Genomic DNA, 26586 nt, shown 5'->3' on the forward strand with positions numbered 1-26586 from the left:
GATGAAGGACGGACGAGATGACCGCAACCTCAACCACCAGCAGCGGACGGACAGGGCGACGGAGCCGGACCCGGAGCGTGGCTCTGCTCACCTGTGCCGCGCTGGCCGCCGGGGGGCTCGCGGCCGCCGGCGCCGGAGTGCTCCAGCCCGGGACGGCGACCGCTTCGAGCCATAGGGAGGCGCCCCTGATATCCGGGCAGCCGCAGTTCGACACCACGGACGTGTACGCGTTCGTCAGCCCCGACCATCCCGACTCGACGACACTGGTGGCGAACTGGCTGCCGTTCCAGGAGCCGGCGGGCGGACCCAACTTCTACACGTTCGCCGAGGACGCGCGCTACGACATCCACATCGACAGCGACGGTGACGCCCAGGACGACCTGCTGTACCGGTTCACGTTCAAGGACCACCGCAAGAACGAGAACACCTTCCTCTACAACACCGGCGCGGTGGAGAGCCTGGACGACCCGGACCTCAACTTCACGCAGACGTACGACATCGAACTGCTGCGGCTGAAGCACGGGAAGCCGGCCGCGCGCCACGAGCTGGCGAAGGGCCTGCCGGTCGCACCGTCGAACGTCGGCAAGGCGTCGATGCCCGACTACCAGAAGCTCCGCGACCAGGCGGTACGCAAGGTCCCCGGCGGACTCAAGGCGTTCGCGGGCCAGGCCGACGACCCGTTCTTCCTCGACCTGCGGGTCTTCGACCTGCTCTACGGCGGCGATCTGTCGGAGGTCGGCAACGACACGCTGAAGGGCTACAACGTCAACACGATCGCCCTCCAGGTGCCCAGCTCCTACCTCCGGGAGTCGGCGGAACAGCCGGTGATCGGCGTCTACGCGACCACCGAGCGCAAGAACGCGCGCGGCGACTGGACGCGGGTGTCCCGGCTCGGCATGCCGCTGGTCAACGAGGTGGTCAACCCCGTGAAGGACAAGGACAGGTTCAACGCCTCGTCGCCGGAGAACGACGGGGACTTCCTGAAGAACGTCACCGAGCCGGAGCTGCCGAAGCTCATCGAGGGCATCTACAAGATCAAGGCCCCGGCGGAGCCGCGCAACGACCTGGTGTCGGTGTTCCTGACCGGGGTCAAGGACCTCAACCAGCAGCCGGGCGGCAAGCCGTCGGAGATGCTGCGCCTGAACACCTCCATCAAGCCGGTGGCCGAGCCGAAGCGGCTGGGTGTGCTGGACGGCGACAACGCGGGCTTCCCCAACGGGCGTCGGCTGACGGACGACGTACTCGACATCGCCCTCCAGGTCGTCGAGGGCGAACTCGTGGGCGCCAAGAACGACTTGGGCGATGCCGTCAATGCCAACGACAAGGAGTTCGGCCGCACCTTCCCGTACGTGGCCCTGCCCGCCGCCGGTTCCGACACCAAGGCGGCGGAGGTGTCCACCAAGGCCGACGCCACCGGGCTGACGGGTGGCGTGTCCTCGCTCACCTCGTCGTGGGACGACAACACGGTGATGTTGGTCTCGGCCGCCTCGGGCGCCGCGTGCGTGCTGCTCGTCGGCCTCGGCAGGGCGATGTGGTCACGCGGCCGCCGTCAGCCCGAACGCCGCTCCTGGCTCGGCTGACACCCCCATGACGGCCCGGCGGCGTCCCCCTTCCCCCACGGCGCTGCCGGGCCTCCCCATCCAGAAGCCGAAGACCGAGGAAGGCACAACGCATGCTCGTACGGAAGCCGCAGTTCGCCCGATGGGACGGGCGGCCTGGGTGGTGGCGGATCGCCGCGGTCGTCGCGGTGGCGCTCGGGCTCACCGCCGGCTCGGTGGCGTCCGGGACCGACGGCGACGCGGGCCGCGCCCAGCGGCGGGCCGTGCCCGCGCTCGCGGCGGGCGTGCCCGTCGAGCGACTGGCGGCCGGGGACCTCGCCCGGGGCGTCTCCGCCTTGCAGCGGCACCTCAAGGCGCAGCCCCGGGACGCCTCCGGGTGGGCGACACTGGGCGCGGCGTACGTCGAGCAGGCGCGGACCACCGGTGATCCGACGCGGTACCCGCAGGCGGACAAGGCGTTCCGGCGTTCGCTGGAGCTGCGTCCCGCGAGCGGGAACGACGCGGCGCTCGCCGGACAGGCTGCCCTGGCCGCCGCACGCCACGACTTCGCCACGGCACTGAGCCTGTCGGACCGGGCGCTGCGGGTGAACCCGTACGGCGAGCGGGCCCTTGCCACCCGGGTCGACGCCCTCGTCGAACTCGGTCGCTACGACGAGGCCTCGCGGGCGGTGGAGCTCGCCGACCGGCGGCGCCCCGGCATCCCGGTCTTCACCCGGTACGCGTACGTCTTGGAGCTGCGCGGTGACGTGCGCGGAGCGCGCCAGGTGCTGCTGCGCGCGCTGGACTCCGCGTTCACCCCCGCCGATGTCGCCCACGTCGCCACTCTGCTCGGCCAACTGGCCTCGTCCCAGGGCGATTTCGACGAGTCCCTGAAGCACTACACGACCGCGCTGCGCGCCGAACCCGGTCACCTGCCGGCCCTGGAGGGGCGAGGGCGCGCCCATGCCGCACGCGGTGACGACACACGCGCGGTGAGCGATCTGGAGGAAGTGGTGCGTCGCCACCCGCTGCCGGGGCAGCTCGCCGCCCTCGGGGAGCTGTACGAGACGCTCGGCCGGCGTGAGCAGGCCGAGGAGCAGTACGCACTCGTCCGGGCCTGGACCCGGCTGGCCCGCGCCAACGGCGTCGCCACCGACCTGGAGTCCGCGCTCGTCGAGGCCGACCACGGCGACGCCGCCGGGGCGCTGACGGCGGCGCGTGCCGAGTGGGCCCGCCGCCGGAGCGTCCACACGGCGGACGCGCTCGCCTGGGCACTGCACGCCAACGGCAAGGACGCGGAGGCCCTGACGTACGCCCGGAAGGCCGCCGCCCTGTCCCCCGGCTACCGCAACGCCTCCTTCCTCTTCCACCGGGGCATGATCGAACGCGCCCTCGGCGACGACGCGGCCGCGCGCCGCGACCTGCGCGCCGCGCTCGACCTGAACCCGGGCTTCTCGCCCACCGGCGCCCGTGCGGCGAAGGCCGCCCTGTCCGGGCTTGAGGGGGAGTCATGAGCCGCCGCACCGCCGCGGGTGCCCTCGCCACACTGGTGACGGGAGCGGCCCTGGCTCTGCTTCCGGCCCAGACGGCCCACGCCCACCCGCTGGGCAACTTCACCGTCAGCCAGTACGACGGTCTCGTCGTCGCTCCCGGCAGGCTGACGGTGGATCATGTGGAGGACCTGGCGGAGATCCCCGCCTCGCAGGAACGCAAGCGTATCGACGCCGACGGGGACGACCGGCTGGCGCCCGCCGAGCTGTCGGCGTGGGGCCGGACGCGGTGTGACACGGCGGCGAGGGGCGCGCGACTGGCGGTCGGGGGCGGTGACGCACGTCCACTGGCCGCCGCGGGAGCGAAGGCGGAGGTGCGTCCTGGACAGGCAGGGCTGCCGACACTGCGCGTGACCTGTGCGTTGACGGCTCCGCTGCCGCGCGAGGAGGGCACACGCCTGCGTTATGAACCGGCGGCCGTGGCGAGCGGCCCGGGGTGGCGGGAGATCACCGCACGTGGCGACCGCATGACGCTCTCGGAGGCCGGTGTGCCGGGCGACTCGGTCTCCGGGCGGCTGACCGCCTATCCGGACGATCTGCTCTCGTCACCGCCCGACTCGCGGTCGGCCGCGTTCACCGTCCGTCCCGGCGGGCCGGCGCTGGCCGGGGGCGAGGAGGGAGCGGCGCCCGCACCGGCGACGGGCGTGCTGCCGCGCGGCGCGGACCGCTGGGCGCAGGCCCTGACCGGGCTGGTGGCCCGGCACGAACTGACGGCGGGCTTCGCCGTACTCGCGCTCGGCGCGTCCCTGCTGCTGGGCGCCATGCACGCGTTGGCCCCGGGGCACGGCAAGACCATGATGGCCGCTGCCGCGGCGGCCGGAGGGCGGAGCTCACGGCGCGACATGCTGGCCCTCGCCTCGTCGGTGACGCTCACCCACACCCTGGGTGTCTTCGTCCTCGGGGCCCTGATCACGGCGGGCTCGGCGGCGGCGCCCTCGGTGGTGTCCTGGCTGGGGATCGCGAGCGGCACGTTGGTCGCGGTGGCGGGCGCGCTGCTGCTGCGCCGGGCGTGGCGCCGACGCCATCACGCCCACGGCCACCACAGTCACACGCACGCACACGACCACAACCACACGCACGCGCACGGCCACTCGCACTCCCACCTGCCTCCCGCTCCCGGCCTGCGCGGTGTGATCCTCCTCGGGCTGGCCGGCGGGCTGGTGCCCAGTCCGTCCGCCGTCGTCGTGCTGATCGGGGCGGCCGCCCTCGGCCAGGCGTGGTTCGGCTTCCTGCTGGTCCTGGCGTACGGGGCCGGGGTGGCGCTCACGCTGGCGGGGGCAGGGTTCGCGGTGGTGCGGTTGCGGGAGACCACGCGGCGCAGGCTGGTGCGCCGGCCGCGGGGGCGGGTCGTGGCACTCGCACACCGGATGGCGCCGCTCACCACGGCCGCCGTCGTCCTGGCGCTCGGGTGCGGTCTGGTGGTCAGAGGGGCCGCGACCGCCCTGGTGTGACGGTGGGCAGCGCCTGTTCGGTCCAGATGGTCTTGCCGTCCCGGGTGTAGCGGGTCCCCCACCGCTCGGTGAGCTGGGCGACCAGGAACAGTCCGCGCCCGCCCTCGTCGGTGCTGCGGGCACGGCGCAGGTGCGGCGAGGTGCTGCTGGTGTCGGACACCTCGCAGATGAGGTGGCGGTCACGGATGAGCCGCAGGGTGATCGGCCCGCCGCCGTAGCGGTAGGCGTTGGTGATCAGCTCGCTGACGATCAGTTCGGTGGTGAAGAGCAGTTCCTCCAGCCCCCACTCGGTGAGTTGCTCCGCCGTCAGGGTACGGGCGCGCGCGGCGGCGGTGGCCTCCACGGGGAGTTCCCAGGTGGCCACCTTCTCCTCCGCGAGGACCCGGGTGCGGGCGACGAGGAGGGCGACGTCGTCGGTGGGGTGGTCGTGCAGCAGGGCGTCGCGCACCGCCCCACAGGTCTCCTCCAGGGTGCGGGCGGGCGTCTTCAGGGCCGCGCACAGGTCGGCGACCCGCTCGTCGACGTCCCGCTCGCCGGCATGGCGTTCGCCCGCCTGGACGAGGCCGTCGGTGTAGAGGGCCAGCAGGGTGCCTTCGTCCAGGTGCAGTTCGGCGGACTCGTACGGCAGCCCGCCCAGGCCCAGCGGCGGGCCGGCGGGGAGGTCGAGCAGGCGCACCTGCCCGTCGGGGGCGACCATCGCCGGTGGTGGGTGGCCGGCGCGGGCGAGGGCGCAGTGCCGGGAGACCGGGTCGTACACCGCGTACAGGCAGGTGGCGCCGACGACTTGGCGGGAGAGGTCGTCGGCCGGTTCCTGTTCGGCGGCCAGCCGGTCGACGAGGTCGTCGAGGTGGGAGAGCACCTCGTCGGGGGTGAGGTCGAGGTTGGCGAGGGTGTGGACGGCGGTGCGCAGCCGGCCCATGGTGGCCGCGGCGTGGATGCCGTGGCCCACCACGTCGCCGACGACGAGGGCGACCCGGAGCCCGGAGAGCGGGATGACGTCGAACCAGTCGCCGCCCACTCCGGCGGTGGCGTCGGCCGGCAGGTAGAGGTGGGCGGCGTCGACCGCCGGGTGCCGGGGCACCGTGTGCGGGAGCAGGCTGCGCTGGAGGGTGAGCGCCGCCTCGTGCTGCTGGGTGTAGCGGCGCGCGTTGTCGACACAGACGGCGGCGCGGGAGGCGAACTCCTCGGCGAGCGTGACGTCGTCGTCCTCGAACGGTTCGGCCCGCTGGGACCGCCACAGGCTCAGCAGGCCGAGGACGAGGCCGCGCGCGACCAACGGGACGACCAGGAGGGAGTGGAGGCCCGTGCCGAGGGCGTGCCGGGCCCGCTCGGGCTCCATGGAGAGCCAGGCGGCCGGGTCGGCCGGCCGCGCTTCGAGGATCGGTTTGCGTTCGGCGAGGCAGCGGGCCTGGACGGTGCCCGGTGGGACGTGGATGGTGCTGCCCTCCGGGCGCATCAGCCCGGCCGCGTCCGGCGGCACGCTGAGGACGGCCGTGCGGAGCAGGGGTCCCACCATGTCCTGGCGGGGCTCCTCGCCGCGGGTGACCGGTTCCAGCAGGTCCACCGAGACGCGGTCGGCGAGGTCCGGTACGGCGGCCCGGGCCAGTTCCCGTGCCGTCTCGGTGATGTCCAGGGTGGTGCCGATGCGGGCGCTGGCCTCGTTGAGCAGGGCGAGCCGGCGGCGGGCCCGGTACCGGTCGGTGACGTCCTCGACGGTCTGGGTCACGCCGAGGATGCGGCCGGAGGGGTCCTGCATGCGGAACGCGGACACGGAGACGACCAGCTCGCGGCCGGGGTCGCTGCGCAGCACGCAGGGCTGTTCGGTGAAGATGGACGACCGGCCGGTCTCCAGGACCTCCCGGAGCTGCCGCTCGACGGTGTCGGTGTCCCGCTGGATCACGAAGTCGCTGGTGCGCATGCCCCGGTGCTGTTCGACCGGGAGTTGGCTGAACCGGGCGATCGCCCGGTTCACCCGAAGGATGGTCAGGTCGGGGGCGTGGACGGACAGGCCGATCGGCGAGCGGCTGAACAGCCCGTCCAGGACCGACCGGTCCGTCTCCCACTGGATCACTTCCTCGGCGGGCGCGCCGACCAGGAACCATTCGCGGCCGGCGCCGTTTCTGACGATCGGGCGCGCCCGGCACCCCACCTCGACGCGCCGGCCGTCGCGGTGGCGGACGGGTACGACGCCGAACCAGCCGAGGCCGTCGCGTACGCACGCGGCCACGGCGTCCATGACGACGTTCCGGTCGCCCGGGTCGACCAGGAACCCGACCGCCGGTCGTCCCAGCGCCTCCTGGGCCGGGTAGCCGAGCAGGGCTTCGGCCCGTTCGCTCCAACCGACGACCGTGCCACGGTCGTCCAGCACGGCCGAGGCGGAGCGCCGCACGGCGAACGGGTCTTCGGGACCCTCGCTGAACGTTGTCACCGGTGTGTCCATCGTTACCACTCTTGCACCTTACGTGCTGGTATGTGCAGGTGGTGGCGGTCGGCGTGGCTCGCCGTGGAGCCGGTCGGGCGCAGGGCTCTGGCGAGGAGGACGGCCACGTCGTCCTGCGCCGCCGCGGGGAGCATGCGGCCGAGGATGCGGTCGCAGATGTCGTCCAGCGGGCGGTCGAGGTGGAGCAGCGAGCGGGCGAGCTGGTCCATGCCCTGGTCGAGGTCCCGGTCGCGGGCCTCGATGAGGCCGTCGGTGTAGAGCACGAGGAGGCTGCCGGGCCCCAGCGGCACGTGCTCGGTGCGGAAGTCCCGTACGCCGGTGCCCAGCGGCGTACCGGGGGGACCGTCGAGGAACGCGATCGTCCCCCGGGCGTCGGCGACGGCCGGGGGCGGGTGGCCGGCCCGGGCGATCAGGCAGTCCCCGGTGGCGGGGTCGTGGATGGCGTAGACGCAGGTGGCCATCTCGTTCTCGCCGAGGTCGGCGACGGCGGCGTCCAGGGAGAGCAGCATCCGGGCCGGGGGGATGTCGTGGCGCGCCAGGGTGCGCACCGCCGTGCGGAGCTGTCCCATGACGGCCGCGGCGTGGATGCCGTGGCCCATGACGTCCCCGATGACGAGCCCGGTCCTGCCGCGCGGGAGGGCGATGGCGTCGAACCAGTCGCCGCCGACCTCGTGGTCGCTGGTGGGCAGGTAGCGGCCGGTGAGTTCCAGGCCGGTCACGTCCGGCAGGGCGTTGTCGGTGAGGCTGCGCTGGAGGGTGAGGGCGGCCTCCCGCTGGCCGGTGTACATGAGCGCGTTGTCGATGTTGAGCGCGGCCCGGGCGACCAGTTCGTCGATGAGCACGCAGTCCTGCTCGTCGAACGGCTCGCGGTCGACGGTGCGTGTCACGATCACGGCGCCGAGCACCTTGCCCCGGGCGACCAGCGGGACCAGCCGGGCGGAGCCGAGCCGGGTGCCGAGGTAGGTGCGGAGCTGATCGGCGCGCGGGTCGCTGATCAGGGCGGGGATGTCGGTCCGGTAGAGGTTCATGGGCTGCCCGTCGGCGATGACCCGCTCATAGACGGATCCGTGGGGCAGCCGGTAGGTGAGCCCGACGGCCAGTTTCTCGGCGGGGGCGGCCGGATCGGTGAAGGCCATCGCGACGCGGCGTACCACCCCGTGGGTGGAGACGGTGGCCTCGTCGGGGTCCAGCACCTCTTCGCGGATGTGTACGTCGGCGGAGTCGGCCAGCCCGGGCACGAAGACGTGGACCACCTCTTCGGCGGTCCGGTGCAGGTCCAGGGTGGTGCCGATGCGTGTGCCGGCCTCGGCCAGCAGGGCGAAGCGGCGGCGTGCCCGCTCGGCCTCGACCTGTGCCTGCTGTCCGTCGGTGATGTCGATCAGGGAGGCGACCACGCCGAGGCGCCGGCCGGTGGTGTCGAGCAGCGGCGCGTACGAGCAGGACCAGGTCCGTTCGTGGCCGGGGTCGGCCGGGGTGTGGCCGGTGCGGCGTACGTCGACGACCGCCTCGCCGCTGTCCAGGACCCGGCGCATCACCGTCTCCAGCGCCGCGGCGTTGATTCCCGGCGCGATCTCGGTGAGCCGTTTGCCGAGGTGGTCGCGGGCGGGGACGCCGTTCATCCGGGCCAGCGCCTCGTTGACCCGGACGAAGCGGAGGTCGGGGCCGAGCAGGGCGAGGCCGATCGGGGACTGGGTGAACAGCCCTTCGAGGGCGGCGAGCGAATCGCGCATGCGCAGAACGGCGGAGGTCTCCACGGCGATGGCGAGGATGCCGGTCCGTCCCTGCCGGTCGGCGGCCGGACAGATCCACATCTCCATCTGTACGAGGTGCCCGTCGCGGTGCCGCACCGGGAGGGTCGCGACGACGGCCTCGCCCGCCAGGACCCTGGCGGCCAGCCGCTCGGCCAGCTCCCAGTTGGGTTCGGGGACCAGCATCGGCTTCGCGTGCCGGCCGACGATCTCCTCCGGCGACCAGCCCACGAGGTCCTGGGCGGCGAGCGACCACTCGACGATGTGGCCGTCGGCGTCGGCCCGCCACAGCGCGATGGGGAGCAGGTCGCGGAGCACTCCCGCGTACCCCACCGCGGTCAGGGGCTGATCCGGTGCGCCACTGGTCGACTCGTGCGTGTCCAAGGCGATGACCTCACCACGGGGGCGTGCCGCTGCTGCTCGCCAGCCTCTCCTGCGATTACGTCCTGCGATCGCGTCCAGCGATTGCGTCCAGCGATTGCGCTCAAATGCTGGTAAATCATCCTATCCGAGGCATCAGCGACCGCGCGTGGTGGCGGGCCTCCGTACCAGGTGGAGCGCGATGGCGGCGACGAGGAGGGTCACACAGGCGGTGAAGGTCAGCCCGGCGCGTTGCAGGCCGAGCCACATCGTCAGCGCCCCCACGCCGACGACGGGCAGCGAGATGCCCGCGTAGGCGACGACGAAGAACGAGGAGACGGTGGCGGCCCGGTGCGCGGCAGGCGCCGCCTCCCCCACGGCGGTCAGCGCGGCACGGAACGCGAGGCCCTGGCCGAGTCCGCCGCAGACCGCGCCGGCCACCATCAGCGGCAGGAGCTTGGCCCACAGCGACGCGCCGACCAGGAGGAGCCCCACCACCAGCACCAGGCACCCGAGCGGCAGGGCGGCCCCGGCCGCCACCCGGCCGGTCAGCGACTGCCCCACGGTCGAGGCGAGGAACACGGAGAACACCACGAGCCCGGACAGGGCCAGATTGGTGATCCCGAGCGTCTGGGCGACGAAGCTCGGCGCGACCGAGGTGAACAGGCCGAGCAGTGAGAACCCGGCGAAGGCGGCGAGCGATGCCGGAGCGAAGACCCCGCGCATCCGCGACGGCACGTACAGCCCCTGCGGCCTCGGCCGGGCCCGCAGCCGCGCCCCGTCGACCGGCTCCGGCAGCAGCAGGACGATGACGCAGGCCACGGCCACCAGCGCGAGGTGGGCCAGGAACGGCAGGGACAGCGGGTGCGGGGCGTACTCGGCGAGCAGCCCGGACAGCAGGGGGCCGCAGCCCAGGCCGCCCATGTTCGCGGCCGTCGCGGCGAAGCCCGCGCGGGACTTGTGCTCCGGCGCGGCCAGCTCCAGCACGGTGACCGTTCCCGCGCCGCTCAGCAGCCCGGCCGAGAAGCCCGACAGCACCCGCCCGGCGAACAGGGCGGGCAGTCCCCCTTCGAGCAGGAAGCACACCGCGCTCGCCGCCGCGAGGCCGAGCGCGTACAGCAGGACGGGGCGCCGTCCGGCCACGTCGGAGTAGTTGCCCACCAGCAGCAGGGTCAGGATCACGCCGACGGCGTAGGTGGCGAACACGACCGTCACCATCAGCTCGGAGAAGCCCAGCTCCTGGCGGTACAGCCCGTACAGCGGGGTGGGGAGTGTCGTACCGGCCATGCCGATGGCGAAGACCGCGGCCGCGGCCGCGTAGCGGGGGCGCCTTGCCGAGTGGGTGCCGCCGTGCCCGGGCTGGGGGGATGTGCGGGTCATGACGATCACACTAGGGAAGCGAACCGGTCCTTCCCCGTAAGCCGGCATGCCCAAAGCGTCCAACAATGGACACGGAGGATGCGCCGTGGGAGAGCACACCGTCAGGGAAGGCACCTTCCGGCACCGTGGGGCCGCGCTGTCCTACGAGGACGTCGGCGAGGGCCCGCTCGCCGTGTACGCGCACGGCGGCTTCGCCGGCCGGGCCGCCGAGGACCGGATGGGCCTGTTCGACTGGGCCCCGGTCGTGGCCGCGGGGCGGCGCCTGGTCCGTTACGACGCCCGCGGGCACGGCCGGTCCACGGGCGAGCCGGTGGACGGTGACTACACCTATCCCTCCCTCGCGGGTGACCTGCTGGCCCTGCTCGGCCATCTGGCCCCCGGCGGGCCGGCCCACGCCATGGGCGCGTCCATGGGGTGCGCGACGGTGCTGCACGCCGCCGTGCGGGCGCCGGAGCGGTTCTCCGGGCTGGTCCTCCTCATCCCGCCCACCGCCTGGGCGACGCGGGAGGCGTACGCGCGCGCCAACCGGGAGGCCGCCGGCACGGTCGAACGGGACGGGGTGGACGCCTGGCTCGCCGCCCGGGCGCGCCGGGCCCGCCCCCCGGTCGTGGCCGACGTCCCCGACGTACCGCCGACCCCCGCCGCGCGGGTGCTGCCGTCCGTACTGCGGGGCCTGGCCCGGTCGGACCTGCCTCCGCCGACGGCGCTCGCCCGGCTGCGCCTGCCGTGCCTGGTCCTGGCCTGGGCGGACGACCCCGGCCACCCCCTGTCGACCGCCGAGACCGCGGCCCGGCTGCTCCACGCGGACCTCCACGTGTCCCGGACCCGAGCCGACGTCCGCACCTGGGGCGAGCGCATCGCGGAGTACCTGTCCCGGCCCCGGCCGTGATCGCGCCCTGACGGCACATCAGCCGCGCCTCGGACAGGACCACTTGCCCGTTCGCCACCCGATGGGCCCAGCACCGCGTGCCGCGAGTGGCGCCCGCCCCTACGGTCGTAGACACTCAGCCGCCCACGGTCAGGGGGCGGCGGAACCGAGCGGAGACGACCTGATGCCCAGTCACCATCCTCGTACCACCGGCGCACTCACCACGACGGCCCTGTGCGCGTCGGCCTTCCTGATCCTCCTCGCCCCGGGCGCCCAGGCCGCCGCTCCCCGCCCGGGCGAGCGCGTGGACTGGGACGCCATCGCCAAGTGCGAGTCGGGCGGCGACTGGGACGCCAACACCGGCAACGGCCATTACGGCGGGCTCCAGTTCAAACAGTCGAGCTGGATCGCGGCGGGCGGCCGCAAGTACGCGCCGCGTGCCGATCTGGCGACGAAGGCGGAGCAGATCGCCACGGCCAGGAAACTCGCGGCGATCCAGGGCATGGGCGCCTGGACGTGCGCCCGGCGCCGCTAGGCCGCCTCCGCCCGGGCGCGGCCGCCCGGGCGCGGCCGCTCAGAAGTTGCCGTAGTTGACCTGCCACGTGGGCAGGCCCATGCGGCGCCACACGGCGACGACACGGTCACGGTCGTCCAGCGAGACCCGTACCGCGAAACGGTCGCGGACGTGCCGGTCGAACAGCTCGGCCTTCACCACGTCGTCGCGCCGGTGGTCACCGGCCGCCCGCATCCACAGCTCGTCGTAGGGCACCTCGTGCCGCCGGAGCCACTCCTCCGTCTTCTCGCGGTGCTCCTCGCCCCGCCCGGAGAGCAGCACGACGACGTCGCCGTCCGCGCGCCGGAAGGAGTGCAGGGCCTGGCGCACCGAGACGTTGAGCAGGTCCTCGTCGCAGCGGGTGAAGTCGTACGGACCCCGGTCCCCCCGCAGCGCGAGGGTGCCGTCGATGTCGCACAGCACCGCCGAGGGCAGCGCCGGGTCCGCGACGTACGGCGCCACGGGCGGCTGGTCGTTGAACCACTCGTCGGTGAGCCGCCACCCGCCCTTGCGGGCCTTGGTGTGCTTGTCGGCGAGCAGCCGGATGATCTCCTCCCCGACGGGCCGCTCCCGCGCCCCGTCGCGCCGTATGCACTCCTCCACCGCGACGCCCGTGAAGTCGTGCACGACGAAGGTCGCCTCGCCGGCGACGGCGGCCTTGATCCGCTTGGGGATGTGCGGGGTGAGGTGGGTGTTGTCGACGACGACGTCGAAGCCGTCGTCGACGGCCGCCCGGACCGCCGCGTCCTGGATCGCGAGCACGGTCTGCTCGTGGGCGCGGGAGTTCCGCTCCCCCGTGGGGATGTCCAGCATGGTGCGCAGGTCGTCGAGGTTGACCCGGCGCATCCGGCCGCCGGACTCCGCCTGGAGCCTGCGCGCCTCGGTCGTCTTGCCCGATGCGGGCAGGCCCGTCATCACGTGTACCACGGGCACGGGTCAGTTCTCCTCGTCGTTCTTGAACGGGTCCGACGCCTCCGGGCGTACGGAACGGTAGGTGGCGAGTTCCGTGGGGCGCCCGTCCAGGCGCAGGAACATGGCGGGGCGGACGGCGGGGTCGGGCAGGGCCTTCGCGGCGCGGGCGAAGGCGGCCCGGTCGCCGGCGAGCGGGGCGAGCGTCCGGTACGCCTCGTCGATGGCCCGCTCCCGGTCCGCCACGTCCTTCTCGATCCGCGCGATCACCTCGCGCACCCAGGCGTCGAACTCGTCCGGCACCTGCTCCAGCAGGGCGTCCAGCGGCCGGCCGCCCGACGCGGCGATGTCCGCCGCCGAGCAGCCGAGCACCTGGGCCACCTGTTTGGCGGGCAGGTGCGCGAAGCGCTGGATGCCGTGGCCGCGCCAGATGTCCCGCTCGGTGACGCCGGTCAGGACCTTGTGGAGGCGTACGTACTCCGCCAGTTTGGCCTTCGCCCGCACACCGGAGGCGAAGCGCAGGACGAAGCCCTCCGCGTCCGTCCCGGTGGCGGTCCGGCCACCGGGCAGGGTGCCGGCCTCCGTCAGCGCCAGCAGCTCGGCGAGCGGCATGGGCGGGTGGAGCGTGACGACCGAGCCGACCGGCCGCCAGGCGGGCGCGGCCTCGGCGAGGGGTATCTCCGTGCCGTCCTTGGCGAAGGCGGCCAGCAGCACCAGGTCCCGGCGGTCGCCGTAGTCGACGACGATACGGTTCTGCGGGTACAGGATCTCGGCGAGGTAGGTCACGCCCGGGGTGAGGGCCGAGGTGTCCTTGCCGTCGAGCCGGCGCTGCGCCCAGGTGGCCTGCGTGCTGATGAACGAGCCCTTGGACGCGACCCGCCACCGGCCCGCGTAGTGGAAGACGACGGCGAGGCTGCCGTCGACCTTGTCGTACACCTCGAAAGGCTCGTCCGGCAGGGCGGGCGCGTACGGCCGGCCCGACTGGTGTTCACCGACGTTGAAGAACTTCGGGAGGGGCAGCGCGACGATCTCGCCGGTGACGTCGTCGGCGACCAGGCCGCGGCAGCGCATGGTGACGCGGTTCCAGTTGCCCTCGTACTGGCACACCCGGGTGTACGTGTAGATGGACAGCGGCAGTTCGGGGTGTGCCTTGCGCGTGACGTGACCGGCGTCGAGTGCCGTGGCCAGTTCACCGGGCGGCAGAAGCTGATGGAGAGTCAGGTAGGCCTGGCTCATGGCTGTGGGTCCCTCCCGTTCGAGATGCCGCATTCTCACCTCTGGGAGGCCCGGGACGACAGCGAATTAGCCCGGCGAAGCCGGCCCCGCCACCGGGCTACGAGCGGCGGCGGGGCTTGCCGCGCTTGCCGCTCCTGCCGCCCTTGGGGGCGCCGGAGCCGCCGCGGGAGCCCTGGCCGGCCGGCTTGCCGGCGGCGGGCTTGCGCCGGCCGGCGCCGTCCTTGTCCGGTCGCTTGGCCCTGGGCTGGGCGGCGCCGTCCTTGTCGGGTCGCTTGGCCTTGGACTGGGCGGCGGGCTGGGGGCGGCCGCGGGTGCTGTTGACGGTCCGCCCGCGGACGATGCCGATGAACTGCTCCACCAGGTCGGTCGTCTCCTCCTCCGGCCACGACAGCGCGACGCGCGACTGGGGGACGTCCGACAGCGGCCGGTAGGTGAGGTCCTTGCGGTGGTGCAGGCGGGCGAGGGACTGCGGGACGACGAGCAGCCCGATGCCGGCCGCCACCAGTTCGATCGCGTCCGCCGTCGTGGCGGGGCGCTCCTTCGCGGGCAGCCCCGGCGGGCGCTCCCAGTCGAGGGTGTCGTCGAGGGGGTGCAGCACGATCTCGTCGGCGAGCTCCCCGGCGGACACCTCCTCGACAGCCGCCACGATGTGGTCCTTGGGGACCACGACCACCGTCGTCTCGGTGTAGAGGGGGATCGCGCTGAGGTCCGTGCGGTCCATCGGCAACCGTACGAGACCCGCGTCGGCGCCGCGGTCCCGCAGCACGCCGGGCGCTTCGGCGGCGGACAGCGGGACGAGGGTCAGCGGGACGTCGGGCAGCCGCTCGTTCCAGATCCGCACCCACTTGCTCGGCGTCACACCCGGGACGTAGGCGAGCCGGAACGAAGGGGACGCGTCGGAGCCTGTCACCCCGCCAGGTTACCGGTCGTGGTCGGCGGTCGTGGTCAGCGGTCGCTCGCACGCTCGATACCCTTGTCGCATGAAGTCGCACCAGACCGCCCAGACGATGAAGCCCGCCACAGCGGCGAAGAAGCTGGGTGTGTACCTCGAGGCCACCCCCGCCGAGTTCCAGGAGGGTGTCGTCTCGCGCAGCGAGCTGAGTGCGCTCCAGGCCGACCCGCCCGAGTGGCTGCGCGAGCTCCGCCGCAACGGCCCGCACCCCCGGCCCGTGGTCGCGGCGAAGCTGGGGGTGTCCATCTCCGGCCTCGCACGGGGCGGCGTCACCGAGCCCCTCACCACCGAGCAGATCGAGGCGCTGAAGGCGGAGAGCCCCGAGTGGCTGGTGCGGGAGCGCGCGGTCCAGGCCGAGGTCCGCAAGGAAGTGGTACGGATCAAGGAGAAGAAGGCGGAGCGGGCCCAGCAGGCGCCCAAGCCGCAGCACTGACGCCGCGGTCGTCCCCCTCCGGGCCCGGCCCGACGGGCGCCGCGTGCGCAGCGGGCCTACGTTGGGTGTGTGGAGGTGTCTCGCCCATGCGGTGAGGGGGACGACCATGCGTGCCCATGACCTGGCTGAGCCGTATCCGTACGTCACGACCGACGACGACGCCATCGACGCGGCCCGGCTGCTGGCCGAGAACTCCTTGCCCGCCCTGCTCGTGCTGGACTCGGACGGTCAGCCGCACGCCATCGTGCCCGGCTCGCAGCTCCTTCGGCAGCTCATCCCCTCCTACGCGGTGGACGACCCGCTGCTGGCCTCCTCCGTCGACGACGGGGTGGGTTCGGAGATCGCCGAGCGGCTGGAGGGCCTCACGGTCGCCGAGTGGGTGCCGCGGCGGCTCTTCCCGCCTCCGTACGTCGGGCCGGACGCCACACCGATGGAGGTCGCGGCGCTCATGGCGCGTACGCACAGTCCCCTGGTCGCGGTGATCGAACGCGAGGGTGAGGGGCGGGTGCGGCTGCTGGGCACCGTGACCGCCGCCCGCCTGATCAGGTACGTCCTGGTCCGGCTGGGGCTCCAGGGTGGGACGCACGCCGGGTCGCAGGGCTGAGTCCCCTCAGGTGAGCGTGGCTCCGCGCCACACCAGCATGGCCACGTCGACGCCCGCCACGACGATCGCCGCGACGAACGGCAGCCCGGCCCGGCGGCGGCCCATGACGGCGCCCGTGACGGCCGTCGCCACGGCCACCGCCACCGCGCCCACCGCCACCGCGACCGGCGCGACGGCGCCCGGGCCGCCCGGTGGCGGTCCGGCGAGGGCGAGGACCACGGTGGCCGCCACCAGCGGGAGGGGGAGCAGCAGCCGTACCCGGGCCGGGCCGAGGCGCTGCGGCCAGCCGTGTACCCCGGTGGCCAGGTCGGAGCCGATGTCCGGCAGGACGTTGCCCAGGTGGGCGCCCACGCCCACGAGCGCGCCCGCGACGACGGCCCACCAGGCGGGCCAGGGACTGCCGGGCAGGCTCAGCGTCACGAAGGCGGGCACGGCGGCGAAGGCGGCCGCGTAGGGCAGCCAGGAGAGCACCGTCGCCTTCACGCCCAGGTTGTACGCCCACGCGGCGGCGACAGCGGCGAGGTGGACGCCGCCCGCGAGGGGGCCGCGGGCCAGGGACAACGGCACCGCGAGCGCCAGGGCCACGGCGGCCGCGGCCCACACGGTGCCCTCCCCGACGGACCCGGACACCACCGGTTTGCGGTACCGCCCGGTTGCCCGGTCCCGTGCGGCGTCGACCGCGTCGTTGCTCCAGCCGACCGAGAGCTGGCCGGCCAGCACGGCGGCGGCGACCAGCAGGCAGGTGCGCCCGTCGTGCCCGGCCGCCGCCGCCAGCACCGTCACCAGTACGGTGACGGCGGCCGCCGGGCCGGGGTGACAGGCCATCAGCAGGCCGCGCGCGGCACCGTGGTGTGCGAGGGCGGGCCGGTCGGTGACGTCCACGGGCCCGAGCGTAGGCGCCGACGGCGCCCAACGGGCGAACCGGCGATACGGCGGCACGGCGGGAGGGCACACATGGGGGACCGATGTCCCCGACGTGGAGCCTTGATGACCCGGATCGCAGCCGTCCACGGAGTCCTGCCGCCGCACCGGCACCCCCAGCGTGCGATCACCGACATGGTGGCCCGGCACTGCCTGCCCGCCGGTGCCGACCGGCGCGTGCTCGACCGGCTGCACGAGGGCGCGCGGGTGGCCGCCCGCCACACCGCGCTGCCGCTGGACCGGTACGGCGAGCTGGACGGCTTCGGCGCGGCCAACGACGCGTTCATCGCGGGCGCCGTGGAGCTGGGCGCCGAGGCGGTCACCGGGGCGCTGCGCGAGGCGGGGCTGTCGCCGCGGGACGTGGACCTGCTGATCTTCACCTCGGTGACCGGCATCGCCGCGCCGTCCGTGGACGCCCGGCTCGTCGGGCGGCTCGGGCTGCGGCCGGATGTCAGGCGGCTGCCGGTGTTCGGCCTGGGGTGTGCCGCCGGGGCGGCCGGGATCGCCCGGCTGCACGACTATCTGCTGGGCCGGCCGGACGACGTCGCCGTGCTGCTCTCCGTCGAGCTGTGCTCGCTGACCCTCCAGCGGGCCGAGACCGCGCCGTCCCAGCTCGTGGCGACGGCGCTGTTCGGCGACGGTGCCGCGGCCGTCGTCGCCTGCGGGGCCCGGCGCGGCGCACGGGCGGACGGCGGCAACGGCAACGGCAACGGCGACAACAACGGCGGTGGCGGTGGCGGGCCCACGGTGGTGGCCAGCCGCAGCAGGCTGTATCCGGACACCGAGCGGCTGCTGGGCTGGGACATCACCGGTTCGGGTTTCCGCGTGGTGCTCGATCCGGCGGTTCCCGAAGTGGTGCGCAAGAACCTCGCCGCCGAGGTCGACGGCTTCCTCACCGACCACGGCCTGGGCCGCCGCGATGTGACGGCCTGGGTGAGCCACGCCGGTGGCCCCAAGGTCCTGGACGCGGTCGCGGAGGCGCTCGACCTGCCGGATGGTGCCCTCGCGGTCAGCCGGAGGTCCCTCGCCGAGATCGGCAACCTCTCGTCGGCCTCCGTGCTGCACGTCCTCCGCGACACCCTGGCGGCGGCCCCGCCCCCGGGAACCGCGGGGGTGCTGCTCGCGATGGGCCCGGGTTTCTGCACCGAACTGGTCCTGCTGCGCTGGTGAGAACGGGGAGAGACACATGATCTGGTACGCCCTGCTGGTGCTGGCCGTCGGCCTGGAGCGGCTCGCCGAACTCGTGGTCGCCCGCCGCAACGCGCGCTGGAGCCTGGCGCGTGGCGCGGTGGAGTCGGGGCGCGGCCACTACCCGGTGATGGTGGTGCTCCACACGGGTCTCCTCGTCGGCTGCGTGGCCGAAGTGTGGGCGCTGGAGCGGCGGTTCGCCCCGGGGCTCGGCTGGGCCATGCTGGGCGTGGTCGTCGTGGCGCAGGGCCTGCGCTGGTGGTGCGTACGGACGCTGGGGCCGCGCTGGAACACCCGCGTGCTGGTGGTGCCCGGCCTGCCGCTGATGTCCGGCGGCCCGTACCGGTGGCTGCGTCACCCCAACTACGTGGCGGTGGTGGCCGAGGGGCTGGCACTGCCGCTGGTCCACGGGGCGTGGCTGACCGCCGCGCTGTTCACGGTCTCCAACGCCGTGCTGCTCACCGTGCGCGTCCGCTGCGAGGAGGCGGCGCTCGGCGGGGCGACGGGCGGCGACGGGGCGCCAGGTGGCGACGGGGTGGCGGGCGGCGACGGGGTGGCGGTGCCGGGCGGGGCCCGGTGATCGACCTGCTGGTGGCGGGCGGCGGGCCCGCCGGGCTGGCCACGGCGATCCACGCCGCACTGCGCGGGATGGAGGCCGTGGTGGTCGAGCCGCGTCCGGGGCCGGTGGACAAGGCGTGCGGCGAGGGGGTCATGCCGGGCGGTGTGCGGTCCCTGGCGGCCCTGGGCATCGGTCCGGCCGGCCGGGAGCTGCGCGGCATCCGGTACGTGGACGGCCGGCACCGCGCCGAGGCCGGTTTCCGTGACGGTACGGGGCTGGGCGTGCGGCGGACCGTGCTGAGCGCCGCGCTGGCCCGGCGCGCCGCCGAACTGGGCGTACGGGTCGTGCCGGGCAGGGTCGGCGAGGTGCGGCAGGGACCGGACACGGTGACCGCGGCGGGGCTGCGCGCCCGGTGGTTCGTCGCGGCGGACGGCCTGCACTCCCCCGTGCGCCGGGCGCTCGGGCTGGAGCTGCCGGACCGGCGGCCCCGGCGGTTCGGGCTGCGGCGGCACTACCGCATGGCGCCGTGGTCGGACTTCGTCGAGGTGCACTGGTCGGGCGGTGGCGAGGCGTACGTGACGCCGGTCGCGGAGGACCTGGTCGGGGTGGCGGTCCTGAGCGGCGCGAGGCGCCCGTACGACGCGCACCTGGATCACTTCCCGGAGCTGGCGGCCCGGCTCGGCGCCGGGGCGGCCGTGAACGCCGTGCGCGGTGCCGGGCCGCTGCGGCAGCGGGTGCGCGGCAGGGTGGCGGGCCGGGTGCTGCTCGTGGGCGACGCGGCCGGATACGTGGACGCGCTCACCGGCGAGGGCGTCTCGCTGGCGCTGGCGTCGGCGGAGGCGGCGGTGCGGTGCCTGGTGGCGGGGCGGCCGGGAGCGTACGAGAGGGCGTGGCGGCGGCTTTCACGCCGGCACCGGCTGCTGACCGAGGCGCTGGTCCGGTTCGGCTGCCGGCGGGACACGGCGCGGCTGGTCGTACCGGCGGCCGCGCGGATGCCGCCGGTGTTCGCGGCGGCCGTGCGGGCGCTCCAGTGACGGGGCCGGTGCCGGGGCCGGTGGTGCACGGCTCTCCCCGTGAGCCCGGCCCGGGCGGATACTTGCCGCATGGACCATCTGCGGGAGCGTCTCGGACGGAGCCTGTTCACCCGCGTCGCGGGTCCCGCCGGGCCGGTCAACCGTGCCCGGATACACGGCACGCCGGGGCCCCGCTGGTTCGGCCCGGAGCGGCCGATCCGTACCGTCCACGGCGACGCCTCGATGTTCATCGGCGGGCTGAGGGCGCTGTTGCTTCAGTCCTTGCACCCCCTGGCGATGGCGGCGGTAGCGGCCCATTCCGGTTACCGCGGCGACCCGTGGGGGCGCCTCCAGCGGACCAGCACGTTCCTGGCCTTCACGACGTACGGCACGGCGGAGGACGCCCAGCGTGCGGTCGACCACGTGCGGGCCGTGCACGCACGCGTGCGGGGGACCACCGCGAGCGGGGAGCCGTACCACGCGGCCGATCCGCACCTGCTGGGGTGGGTGCACGTCGCCGAGGTGGACAGTTTCCTGACCGCCCACCAGCGCTACGGCGCCCATCCGCTGGACGCCGTCGGCTGCGACGCGTACGTCGCCGACACCGCCCGCGTGGCGGCCGCGCTCGGCGTGCCCGACCCGCCGCGCGACCGGGCCGGGCTGGCCGACCGGCTGGCCGCGTACCGCCCGGAGCTGCGCGCCACGCGGGAGGCGCGCGAGGCCGCCCGGTTCATCCTGCTCCACCCGCCGCTGCCCTGGATCGCCCGGGGCCCGTACGCGGTCCTGTGCGCGAACGCGGTGTCCACCCTCCCGCTGTGGGCGCGGCGGCAGCTCGGGCTGCCGCACCTCCCGGGTGTCGAGGAGACGTTCGTGCGGGCGTCGGGGCACGCACTGACCCGGACCATCCGCTGGGCCATGCACCCTCCCCCGCCCACCGCGAACTCGGCCTGAAGCGGCACCGGTCCGGGCCGACTTGCGCAAAATCGCGGTGCGGTGCGGGTGGCCCGCGGCGCAGTGGGCATGCCGGACGGGGACGCCCCTGCGCCACCGTCGCGGAGGGGCACTCGTGGGAAACCCGCTCGACGGGCGATCATCGGCCTGTACTGATCGCACCGGCCGAGTCCTTGACGGACTGACGGACCGACGGACCTGACCGACATGGAGGAATGGACGGATGCCGAACGAGCGCGCGGGGCGGCCGGCGCGGCCGGAGGACCTGATCGACGTGGCCCGGCTGGTGACCGCGTACTACGCCCTGCACCCCGACCCGGCGGAGCCGGCCCAGCGCGTCGCCTTCGGCACGTCCGGGCACCGCGGGTCCTCCCTGGCCGCGGCCTTCAACGAGGACCACATCGCCGCGACGAGCCAGGCCATCTGCGAGTACCGGGCCCGGCAGGGCATCGACGGGCCGCTGTTCCTGGGCGCGGACACCCACGCGCTGTCGGAGCCGGCCCGGGTGACCGCCATCGAGGTCTTCGCGGCCAACGACGTGACGGTCCTGATCGACGCGGCCGACGGCTACACCCCGACCCCGGCGGTGTCGCACGCCATCCTCACCCACAACCGGGGGCGCGACACGGGCCTGGCGGACGGCGTGGTGGTGACCCCCTCGCACAACCCGCCGGCCGACGGCGGGTTCAAGTACAACCCGCCCAACGGCGGTCCCGCCGGTTCGGAGGCGACCGGCTGGATCCAGGAGCGCGCCAACGAGATCATGGCGGGCGGCCTGAAGGACGTACGGCGGCTGCCCTACACGCGGGCGCTGGCCGCCCCGGCCACGGGGCGGTACGACTTCCTCGGCGCGTACGTGCGGGACCTGCCGTCGGTGCTCGACCTCGACGCGGTGCGGGCGGCGGGCGTACGGATCGGGGCGGACCCGCTGGGCGGGGCGTCCGTGGCGTACTGGGGCCGGATCGCCGAGGAGCACCGGCTGGACCTGACGGTGGTCAATCCGGTCACGGATCCCACCTGGCGGTTCATGACGCTGGACTGGGACGGGAAGATCCGGATGGACTGTTCGTCCCCGTACGCGATGGCGTCGCTGATCGAGGGGCGCGACCGGTTCCAGGTCGCCACGGGCAACGACGCGGACGCCGACCGGCACGGCATCGTCACGCCGGACGGCGGGCTGATGAACCCCAACCACTACCTGGCGGCCGCCATCGCCTATCTGTACCGGCACCGTGACGGGTGGCCGGCCGGTGCCGGGGTCGGCAAGACGCTGGTGTCGTCGGGCATGATCGACCGGGTGGCGGCCGACCTGGGCCGACGGCTGGTGGAAGTCCCCGTCGGTTTCAAGTGGTTCGTGGACGGGCTGGCCGACGGCTCGCTGGGCTTCGGCGGTGAGGAGTCCGCCGGTGCCTCGTTCCTGCGCCGGGACGGGTCGGTGTGGACCACGGACAAGGACGGCATCGTCCTGGCGCTGCTCGCCTCCGAGATGCTGGCCGTGACGGGGCGGACGCCCAGCGAGCACTACGCCTCGCTCGCGGCGCGGTTCGGCGAGCCGGCGTACGCCCGGGTCGACGCGCCCGCCACCCGGGAGGAGAAGGCCGTCCTCAGCCGGCTCTCCGCCTCCCAGGTGACGGCCGGCACCCTCGCCGGGGAGCCGGTCACCGCGGTGCTGACGGAGGCGCCCGGCAACGGGGCGGCCATCGGCGGCATCAAGGTGACCACCGACAACGCCTGGTTCGCCGCCCGGCCTTCGGGCACCGAGGACGTCTACAAGGTGTACGCGGAATCCTTCCTCGGCCCCGATCACCTGTCCCGGGTGCAGGAGGAGGCCCGGTCGGTCGTGTCGGCGGCCCTGAACGGCTGAGACCTGCCCATTGGTCCTGTTTTCGACCGGTGATTCGGCCGGTGATTCGGCCGGTGGTTCGCCCGGAACCACCGGCCGAAGTGCCCCAAACACCCGGAAGCGTCCGATTGGTTACCCGGGGTGCTCCGGCAACGCGCGTGGCGCGTCATGCCGGTTGGGGTGCGAGAAAGCCTCTTCTTCACCACGCGACCGGCGCGGAATACCACGTTCCGAATACGGAAGCAACCTCTCCGATACTCCACTTGGCTGGTTATGATCGGCACCCGCACGCGTCACCGAAGCCGGACCGGCCGTCCCCCACGCCCTCTCCCCAGGGCTGTGCCGGTCCCGGTTGCCGGCCTGTCCCCGCTCCCGCTCCCGAGGGCTGATGTCTTCCATAGAACCCGAAGGTCCACGTGTACCGCCGACGCACCGTCGGCGGCGCACCGTGCGCCTCCGTACGCTGCTCATCCTGCTGGCGCTGATTCCCACCCTGGCGATGACCGCCCAGGTCGCCGTGACCGCGGAGCGGCTGCTGGCGCAGTCCGGTCACCTGCGCGACGACGTGGCGGCCGGTGAGCGGATCGGTCTTCCCCTGCACACGCTCATGACCGAGACGCAGGCCGAGCGGACGATGACGGCCGCCCGGTGGGCGGGCTCCCCCGTGTCCGAGACCGCGCTGAGCACCCAGCGCGCCGCCACCGACGCGGCGGCGGACGCCTTCCGCCGGTCGGCGGCCGCCGCCGGGCCGGGGACCGAGGAGACCGACCGCCGCCTCCGGGAGATCGTCGAGGGCCTCGACGACCTGGACACCTACCGGGACCGCGCGGACGCCCGGATCGGCGGCGCCGACAGCATGGTCGCCTTCTACGGCGATCTGATCAGCCAGATGATCCGCTACTTCCAGGACGGCTTCAGCCACACGGAGGACGCGGGGCTCACCCACGAGAGCCGGATCGTCGTCACCATGTTCTCGGCCTCGGAGATGGTGGCCCAGGAGGACACCATCCTGGCGCTGGCGGGCCCCTCCCGGGAGCTGTCCACGCGCCGGTTCGCCGACTTCGTCAACGCGGTCGGCGCCCATCGGCACCTGTACGACCGGTGGGTCGTCCCGTCCATGCCCGTGGAGGAGGGCGACCGCTTCTCGGGGATCGTCGGGTCGGACGCGTGGCAGACCAAGACCCGGATCGAGAACGAGGTCCTGTCCGACCACAAGGACACCGACTCCGGCGTGCGACTGCCCAAGACCATCAGTGGCTGGGCGGCCGCCCACCAGAAGTGGTCGGCCGAGCTGAACGCGCTCAACTCCGACCGCACCCGGGCACTGCTCGATCACGGTGATGTCAGGGCGTCCGAGCTGGAGACGGAGGTCACCTGGCTGATCGCGGGCAGCAGCGGCGCGCTGCTGATCGTCACGGTCGTCATCGTGTTCACCACCCGCTCGGTGCTGCGCCGCCTGCGCGTGCTGCACGAACGTACGGTGACCGTCGCCGAGCGGACGCTGCCGGACGTCGTGGCCCGGCTCCAGCAGGGCCAGCCCGTCGACGCGGAGGCGCTGCCGGTCGTGGCCGGCGAGCAGGACGAGGTGGGGCGGGTCAGCGACGCGTTCGCCCGGGTGGTGGCCGTGTCCGTCGACGGGCACCGGCAGCTCGCGGCCGAGCGCCACGGGTTCGGCATGTTCGCGGCCGGCATCGCCTCGCGGACCGGCAACCTGGTCAGCCGCCAGCTCACGCTGACCGAGGAGCTCCAGGACACCTTCGGCGGCGACGAGGCGCTGCTGGCCCAGCTCATGCGATCCGACCAGTTGACGGTGGGTATGCGGCGACAGATCGAGAACCTGCTCATCCTGGCCGGCGGCGAGATCCCCGACCCGCACACCGAGCCCATGCGCGTCGCCGACCTGCTGCGCGAGGCCGCCGCCGAGGTCGAGGACTTCCGCCGGATCGAACGCCAGGCGCTGGACGAGATCAGCGTGGAACCGCGGGTGATCAGCCAGATCAGCCACCTCCTGGCGGAGCTGCTGGACAACGCCACCCGCTTCTCCCCGCCCCGGTCGAAGGTGGTCATCCGGGCCGAGCTGGTCGCCGACGGCCTGTCGGTCGAGGTCGAGGACCGGGGCCCGCGCGTGACGGCCGCGACGTACGAGGAGATGAACGGCCGCCTGCACTCGGCTCCGCCGTACTCGGTCCTGGCGGAGAACGCGCACCGGCTGGGGCTCTTCGTGGTCGGCCACCTCGCCGACCAGTTGGGGGCCACCGTCACGCTGCGCCGCTCGGTGTACGGCGGCACATCGGCCGTGGTGATCATCCCTCGGACGCTCCTCGTCCCGACCGAGCGCGGGGCCGACCCGGTGGACGCCCCCGCGCCCGCCGCCCCGGCGGTGGACCGGCCCGCGCCCGAACCGCGCCGCTCCGAGGACGACCGGCCCGAACTGGTCCTGCACGTGGCGGACCCGCTGCCGGTCCGTCAGGCCACGCCCGCCGAGCACACACCGCTGCGGCAGGCGCCCGTGAGGCAGGTCCCGGCGCTGCCGGCGGCCCCCGGCGGCGGCGCCCGCCCGGCCCTGCCCGAGCGCGTTCCGCAGACCCACATGGCCGAGCAACTGCGCGAGCCGCGCACGACGGACACAACGCCCCGGCCGGACTCGGCGACGCCCCAGGAGGTGGCGGACGCCTGGGACGACTACGAACAGGGCACCCGGACAGTGGAAATCGAACTCCGACAGGATCAGCCATGACGACGACTTCGAACGACATGATCTACAGCGTTCTGGACAACAACCTGAGCCGCATCGCCGGCATCCAGGGGGCCGTGCTGCTGTCCAACGACGGGATCAAACTCAGCGCGTACCTGCTCGACCGTCCCCAGGCGGAGCGCATCGCCGCGGCGTCCTCCGGCATCGCCTCGACCATGAAGGCGATATCCCGCGAGATCGACGGCGGCCGGGTGATCCGCCAGCTCGTCGAGATGGACGACCGCTACCTGTGCATCGTCGGGTGCGGCGAGGGCAGCACGCTCATCGTCGTGACGTCGCGCAAGGCACGGCTCGGGGAGCTGGGCGGCGAAGCCGTACGGACCGCACAGGCGCTGGGCGAGTGGCTGAGCACACCTGAGCGCGCCCAGACTGCCACCTCCTGATGTCCGACGAACCGCGGCGCGGAAGCCGTCGCCGGACACGGCTGTACGCCCTCACCGACGGGCGTACAGCCGCGCCGCACACCGTGCTCACGATGGACACCACCATCACGGCGGCCGTGACCGAGGAGGCCCACGACGGGCTGCCGAGCGAGTGGCAGGCCGTCCTGAGCATGTGCCCGGCACCGAACGGACGGGCCGTCGCCGAGGTCGCGGCGCGGATGGGGATGCGCCTGACCCCGGTGGCGCTCCTCCTCGGTGAGCTCGCGGACCGCGGGCTGATCCACCACCGGCCGCCCCTGGAGGGAGACCGGACCACCAATGTCCACCTGCTCATGAGAATCAGGGACAACCTTGCCCGGATATGACATCCCTGCCCAGGAAACGGCCCCCGTCAAGATCCTGATCGCCGGGGGGTTCGGCGTCGGCAAGACGACCCTGGTGGAGACCGTCTCCGAGATCGAACCCCTGCGTACCGAGGAGCGGCTGACGGCCGCGGGGGTCGGCGTGGACGACCTCGACGGCATCGAGTCGAAGACGGCCACCACCGTGGCGATGGACTTCGGCCGCATCACCCTCGACGACGCCGGAGTCGTCCTCTACCTGTTCGGCACGCCGGGACAGGAACGTTTCTGGTTCATGTGGGACGAGCTGCTGAACGGGGCGCTCGGCGCGATCGTGCTGGTCGACACCCGTCGTCTGGACCGCAGTTTCCCGGCCGTCGACTTCTTCGAGAGCCGTGGGCTGCCGTTCGTGGTGGGCGCGAACTGCTTCCACGGTGAACAGCTCTACACGGAACGGGAAATCAGGGCCGCCCTGCACCTGCGCGACCCGCGCACGCCCGTCCTCATGCTGGACGCGCGTGCCCGGGCCGACGTGCGTGGCGCGCTGCTCGCGCTCCTGGACACGGTCATCACCAAGGCGCGGACCACGGCGCGCGTCTGAGGCGGCGCC

23 protein-coding genes are annotated in these 26586 nt (G+C 73.8%); 16 read left to right on the top strand and 7 right to left on the bottom strand.

All coding sequences use genetic code 11. The annotated features are described in order from the left end of the window. Window positions 1-17: 17 nt before the first annotated feature. The 3 genes from ACZ46W_RS00085 to ACZ46W_RS00095 all read left to right on the top strand — a co-directional run bounded on the left by ACZ46W_RS00085 (window position 18) and on the right by ACZ46W_RS00095 (window position 4539). Window positions 18-1580 carry a DUF4331 domain-containing protein gene (locus ACZ46W_RS00085; protein ID WP_468328802.1) on the top strand — a complete coding sequence of 521 codons (1563 nt, stop codon included), beginning with the start codon at window positions 18-20 and terminating at the stop codon, window positions 1578-1580. A gap of 92 nt (window positions 1581-1672) precedes the next feature. Next, the gene (locus ACZ46W_RS00090) at window positions 1673-3052 is read left to right on the top strand and encodes a tetratricopeptide repeat protein (protein WP_468328805.1); all 1380 of its coding nucleotides are present in this window, start codon (window positions 1673-1675) and stop codon (window positions 3050-3052) included. After that, the gene (locus ACZ46W_RS00095) at window positions 3049-4539 is read left to right on the top strand and encodes an urease accessory protein UreH domain-containing protein (RefSeq protein ID WP_468328808.1); all 1491 of its coding nucleotides are present in this window, start codon (window positions 3049-3051) and stop codon (window positions 4537-4539) included. Before ACZ46W_RS00090 ends, ACZ46W_RS00095 begins: the two co-directional genes overlap by 4 nt. Here the strand turns inward: ACZ46W_RS00095 and ACZ46W_RS00100 are convergent. The 3 genes from ACZ46W_RS00100 to ACZ46W_RS00110 all read right to left on the bottom strand — a co-directional run bounded on the left by ACZ46W_RS00100 (window position 4511) and on the right by ACZ46W_RS00110 (window position 10467). After that, entirely contained in the window at window positions 4511-6979 is a 2469-nt protein-coding gene (locus tag ACZ46W_RS00100; protein WP_468328811.1) for a SpoIIE family protein phosphatase, read from the bottom strand. The two genes, ACZ46W_RS00095 and ACZ46W_RS00100, sit on opposite strands and share 29 nt — an antisense overlap. A gap of 2 nt (window positions 6980-6981) precedes the next feature. After that, window positions 6982-9111 (bottom strand): SpoIIE family protein phosphatase, encoded by a 2130-nt coding sequence (locus tag ACZ46W_RS00105; protein WP_468328814.1) that lies wholly within the window; start codon window positions 9109-9111, stop codon window positions 6982-6984. 132 nt (window positions 9112-9243) lie between these two features. After that, entirely contained in the window at window positions 9244-10467 is a 1224-nt protein-coding gene (locus ACZ46W_RS00110) for an MFS transporter (protein ID WP_468328817.1), read from the bottom strand. Between the two features lie 85 nt (window positions 10468-10552). On the opposite strand from ACZ46W_RS00110, the gene ACZ46W_RS00115 reads away from it, so the two are divergent. Then, window positions 10553-11356, top strand: coding sequence for an alpha/beta fold hydrolase (locus ACZ46W_RS00115; RefSeq protein ID WP_468328820.1), 804 nt, complete (start codon window positions 10553-10555; stop codon window positions 11354-11356). 163 nt (window positions 11357-11519) lie between these two features. Continuing rightward, the gene (locus ACZ46W_RS00120) at window positions 11520-11870 is read left to right on the top strand and encodes a transglycosylase family protein (RefSeq protein ID WP_468328823.1); all 351 of its coding nucleotides are present in this window, start codon (window positions 11520-11522) and stop codon (window positions 11868-11870) included. Between the two features lie 39 nt (window positions 11871-11909). On the opposite strand, the gene ACZ46W_RS00125 is transcribed toward ACZ46W_RS00120, so the two are convergent. From ACZ46W_RS00125 to ACZ46W_RS00135, 3 genes are all read right to left on the bottom strand, one after another. Further along, window positions 11910-12821, bottom strand: a complete 912-nt coding sequence (locus ACZ46W_RS00125) for a phosphatase domain-containing protein (RefSeq protein WP_468328826.1) — start codon at window positions 12819-12821, stop codon at window positions 11910-11912. A 3-nt stretch (window positions 12822-12824) separates the two neighbouring features. Then, entirely contained in the window at window positions 12825-14033 is a 1209-nt protein-coding gene (locus ACZ46W_RS00130) for a T4 RnlA family RNA ligase (protein WP_468328829.1), read from the bottom strand. Between the two features lie 97 nt (window positions 14034-14130). Further along, on the bottom strand, window positions 14131-14943 hold the full coding sequence (locus tag ACZ46W_RS00135; RefSeq protein WP_468328831.1) for a LysR family substrate-binding domain-containing protein: 813 nt from the start codon (window positions 14941-14943) through the stop codon (window positions 14131-14133). A gap of 70 nt (window positions 14944-15013) precedes the next feature. Between ACZ46W_RS00135 and ACZ46W_RS00140 the strand changes: the two genes are divergently transcribed. Both ACZ46W_RS00140 and ACZ46W_RS00145 read left to right on the top strand, forming a co-directional pair. After that, window positions 15014-15418, top strand: a complete 405-nt coding sequence (locus tag ACZ46W_RS00140; RefSeq protein ID WP_468328834.1) for a DUF5997 family protein — start codon at window positions 15014-15016, stop codon at window positions 15416-15418. 106 nt (window positions 15419-15524) lie between these two features. Next, window positions 15525-16022 (top strand): CBS domain-containing protein, encoded by a 498-nt coding sequence (locus ACZ46W_RS00145; protein WP_468328837.1) that lies wholly within the window; start codon window positions 15525-15527, stop codon window positions 16020-16022. A 6-nt stretch (window positions 16023-16028) separates the two neighbouring features. Here ACZ46W_RS00145 and ACZ46W_RS00150 read toward each other — a convergent pair whose 3' ends face one another. Beyond that, a complete protein-coding gene (locus tag ACZ46W_RS00150; RefSeq protein ID WP_468328840.1) occupies window positions 16029-16904 on the bottom strand; it encodes a UbiA family prenyltransferase in 876 nt (291 codons plus the stop codon). Window positions 16905-17009: 105 nt separating this feature from the next. Between ACZ46W_RS00150 and ACZ46W_RS00155 the strand changes: the two genes are divergently transcribed. The 9 genes from ACZ46W_RS00155 (at window position 17010) to ACZ46W_RS00195 (ending at window position 26577) form a co-directional block, all read left to right on the top strand. After that, window positions 17010-18113 carry a type III polyketide synthase gene (locus tag ACZ46W_RS00155; protein WP_468328843.1) on the top strand — a complete coding sequence of 368 codons (1104 nt, stop codon included), beginning with the start codon at window positions 17010-17012 and terminating at the stop codon, window positions 18111-18113. A gap of 16 nt (window positions 18114-18129) precedes the next feature. Further along, entirely contained in the window at window positions 18130-18711 is a 582-nt protein-coding gene (locus tag ACZ46W_RS00160; protein WP_468328846.1) for an isoprenylcysteine carboxyl methyltransferase family protein, read from the top strand. Further along, window positions 18708-19724, top strand: a complete 1017-nt coding sequence (locus ACZ46W_RS00165) for an NAD(P)/FAD-dependent oxidoreductase (RefSeq protein ID WP_468328849.1) — start codon at window positions 18708-18710, stop codon at window positions 19722-19724. The genes ACZ46W_RS00160 and ACZ46W_RS00165 overlap by 4 nt, the downstream gene beginning before the upstream one ends. Before the next feature lie 69 nt (window positions 19725-19793). Next, window positions 19794-20654: an oxygenase MpaB family protein gene (locus ACZ46W_RS00170; RefSeq protein WP_468328852.1), complete on the top strand. Its 861-nt coding sequence runs from the start codon at window positions 19794-19796 to the stop codon at window positions 20652-20654. Between the two features lie 223 nt (window positions 20655-20877). Then, the gene (gene pgm / locus ACZ46W_RS00175) at window positions 20878-22518 is read left to right on the top strand and encodes a phosphoglucomutase (alpha-D-glucose-1,6-bisphosphate-dependent) (RefSeq protein ID WP_468328855.1); all 1641 of its coding nucleotides are present in this window, start codon (window positions 20878-20880) and stop codon (window positions 22516-22518) included. A gap of 427 nt (window positions 22519-22945) precedes the next feature. After that, window positions 22946-25234, top strand: a complete 2289-nt coding sequence (locus ACZ46W_RS00180) for a sensor histidine kinase (protein WP_468328858.1) — start codon at window positions 22946-22948, stop codon at window positions 25232-25234. Beyond that, the gene (locus ACZ46W_RS00185; RefSeq protein WP_468328861.1) at window positions 25231-25635 is read left to right on the top strand and encodes a roadblock/LC7 domain-containing protein; all 405 of its coding nucleotides are present in this window, start codon (window positions 25231-25233) and stop codon (window positions 25633-25635) included. Before ACZ46W_RS00180 ends, ACZ46W_RS00185 begins: the two co-directional genes overlap by 4 nt. Continuing rightward, window positions 25635-26000: a DUF742 domain-containing protein gene (locus tag ACZ46W_RS00190; protein WP_468328864.1), complete on the top strand. Its 366-nt coding sequence runs from the start codon at window positions 25635-25637 to the stop codon at window positions 25998-26000. The genes ACZ46W_RS00185 and ACZ46W_RS00190 overlap by 1 nt, the downstream gene beginning before the upstream one ends. Beyond that, the gene (locus ACZ46W_RS00195) at window positions 25987-26577 is read left to right on the top strand and encodes a GTP-binding protein (protein ID WP_468328867.1); all 591 of its coding nucleotides are present in this window, start codon (window positions 25987-25989) and stop codon (window positions 26575-26577) included. Before ACZ46W_RS00190 ends, ACZ46W_RS00195 begins: the two co-directional genes overlap by 14 nt. The last annotated feature ends 9 nt before the right edge of the window (window positions 26578-26586 follow it).

This window comes from Streptomyces sp. NPDC031064 (genome assembly GCF_055570965.1).

Coding starts and splice junctions, on each gene's coding strand:
- ACZ46W_RS00085 (WP_468328802.1), top strand. CDS start 18: ATGACCGCAACCTCAACCACCAGCAGCGGACGGACAGGGCGACGGAGC.
- ACZ46W_RS00090 (WP_468328805.1), top strand. CDS start 1,673: ATGCTCGTACGGAAGCCGCAGTTCGCCCGATGGGACGGGCGGCCTGGG.
- ACZ46W_RS00095 (WP_468328808.1), top strand. CDS start 3,049: ATGAGCCGCCGCACCGCCGCGGGTGCCCTCGCCACACTGGTGACGGGA.
- ACZ46W_RS00100 (WP_468328811.1), bottom strand. CDS start 6,979: ATGGACACACCGGTGACAACGTTCAGCGAGGGTCCCGAAGACCCGTTC.
- ACZ46W_RS00110 (WP_468328817.1), bottom strand. CDS start 10,467: ATGACCCGCACATCCCCCCAGCCCGGGCACGGCGGCACCCACTCGGCA.
- ACZ46W_RS00120 (WP_468328823.1), top strand. CDS start 11,520: ATGCCCAGTCACCATCCTCGTACCACCGGCGCACTCACCACGACGGCC.
- ACZ46W_RS00130 (WP_468328829.1), bottom strand. CDS start 14,033: ATGAGCCAGGCCTACCTGACTCTCCATCAGCTTCTGCCGCCCGGTGAA.
- ACZ46W_RS00140 (WP_468328834.1), top strand. CDS start 15,014: ATGAAGTCGCACCAGACCGCCCAGACGATGAAGCCCGCCACAGCGGCG.
- ACZ46W_RS00145 (WP_468328837.1), top strand. CDS start 15,525: ATGCGTGCCCATGACCTGGCTGAGCCGTATCCGTACGTCACGACCGAC.
- ACZ46W_RS00155 (WP_468328843.1), top strand. CDS start 17,010: ATGACCCGGATCGCAGCCGTCCACGGAGTCCTGCCGCCGCACCGGCAC.
- ACZ46W_RS00160 (WP_468328846.1), top strand. CDS start 18,130: ATGATCTGGTACGCCCTGCTGGTGCTGGCCGTCGGCCTGGAGCGGCTC.
- ACZ46W_RS00170 (WP_468328852.1), top strand. CDS start 19,794: ATGGACCATCTGCGGGAGCGTCTCGGACGGAGCCTGTTCACCCGCGTC.
- pgm (WP_468328855.1), top strand. CDS start 20,878: ATGCCGAACGAGCGCGCGGGGCGGCCGGCGCGGCCGGAGGACCTGATC.
- ACZ46W_RS00185 (WP_468328861.1), top strand. CDS start 25,231: ATGACGACGACTTCGAACGACATGATCTACAGCGTTCTGGACAACAAC.
- ACZ46W_RS00190 (WP_468328864.1), top strand. CDS start 25,635: ATGTCCGACGAACCGCGGCGCGGAAGCCGTCGCCGGACACGGCTGTAC.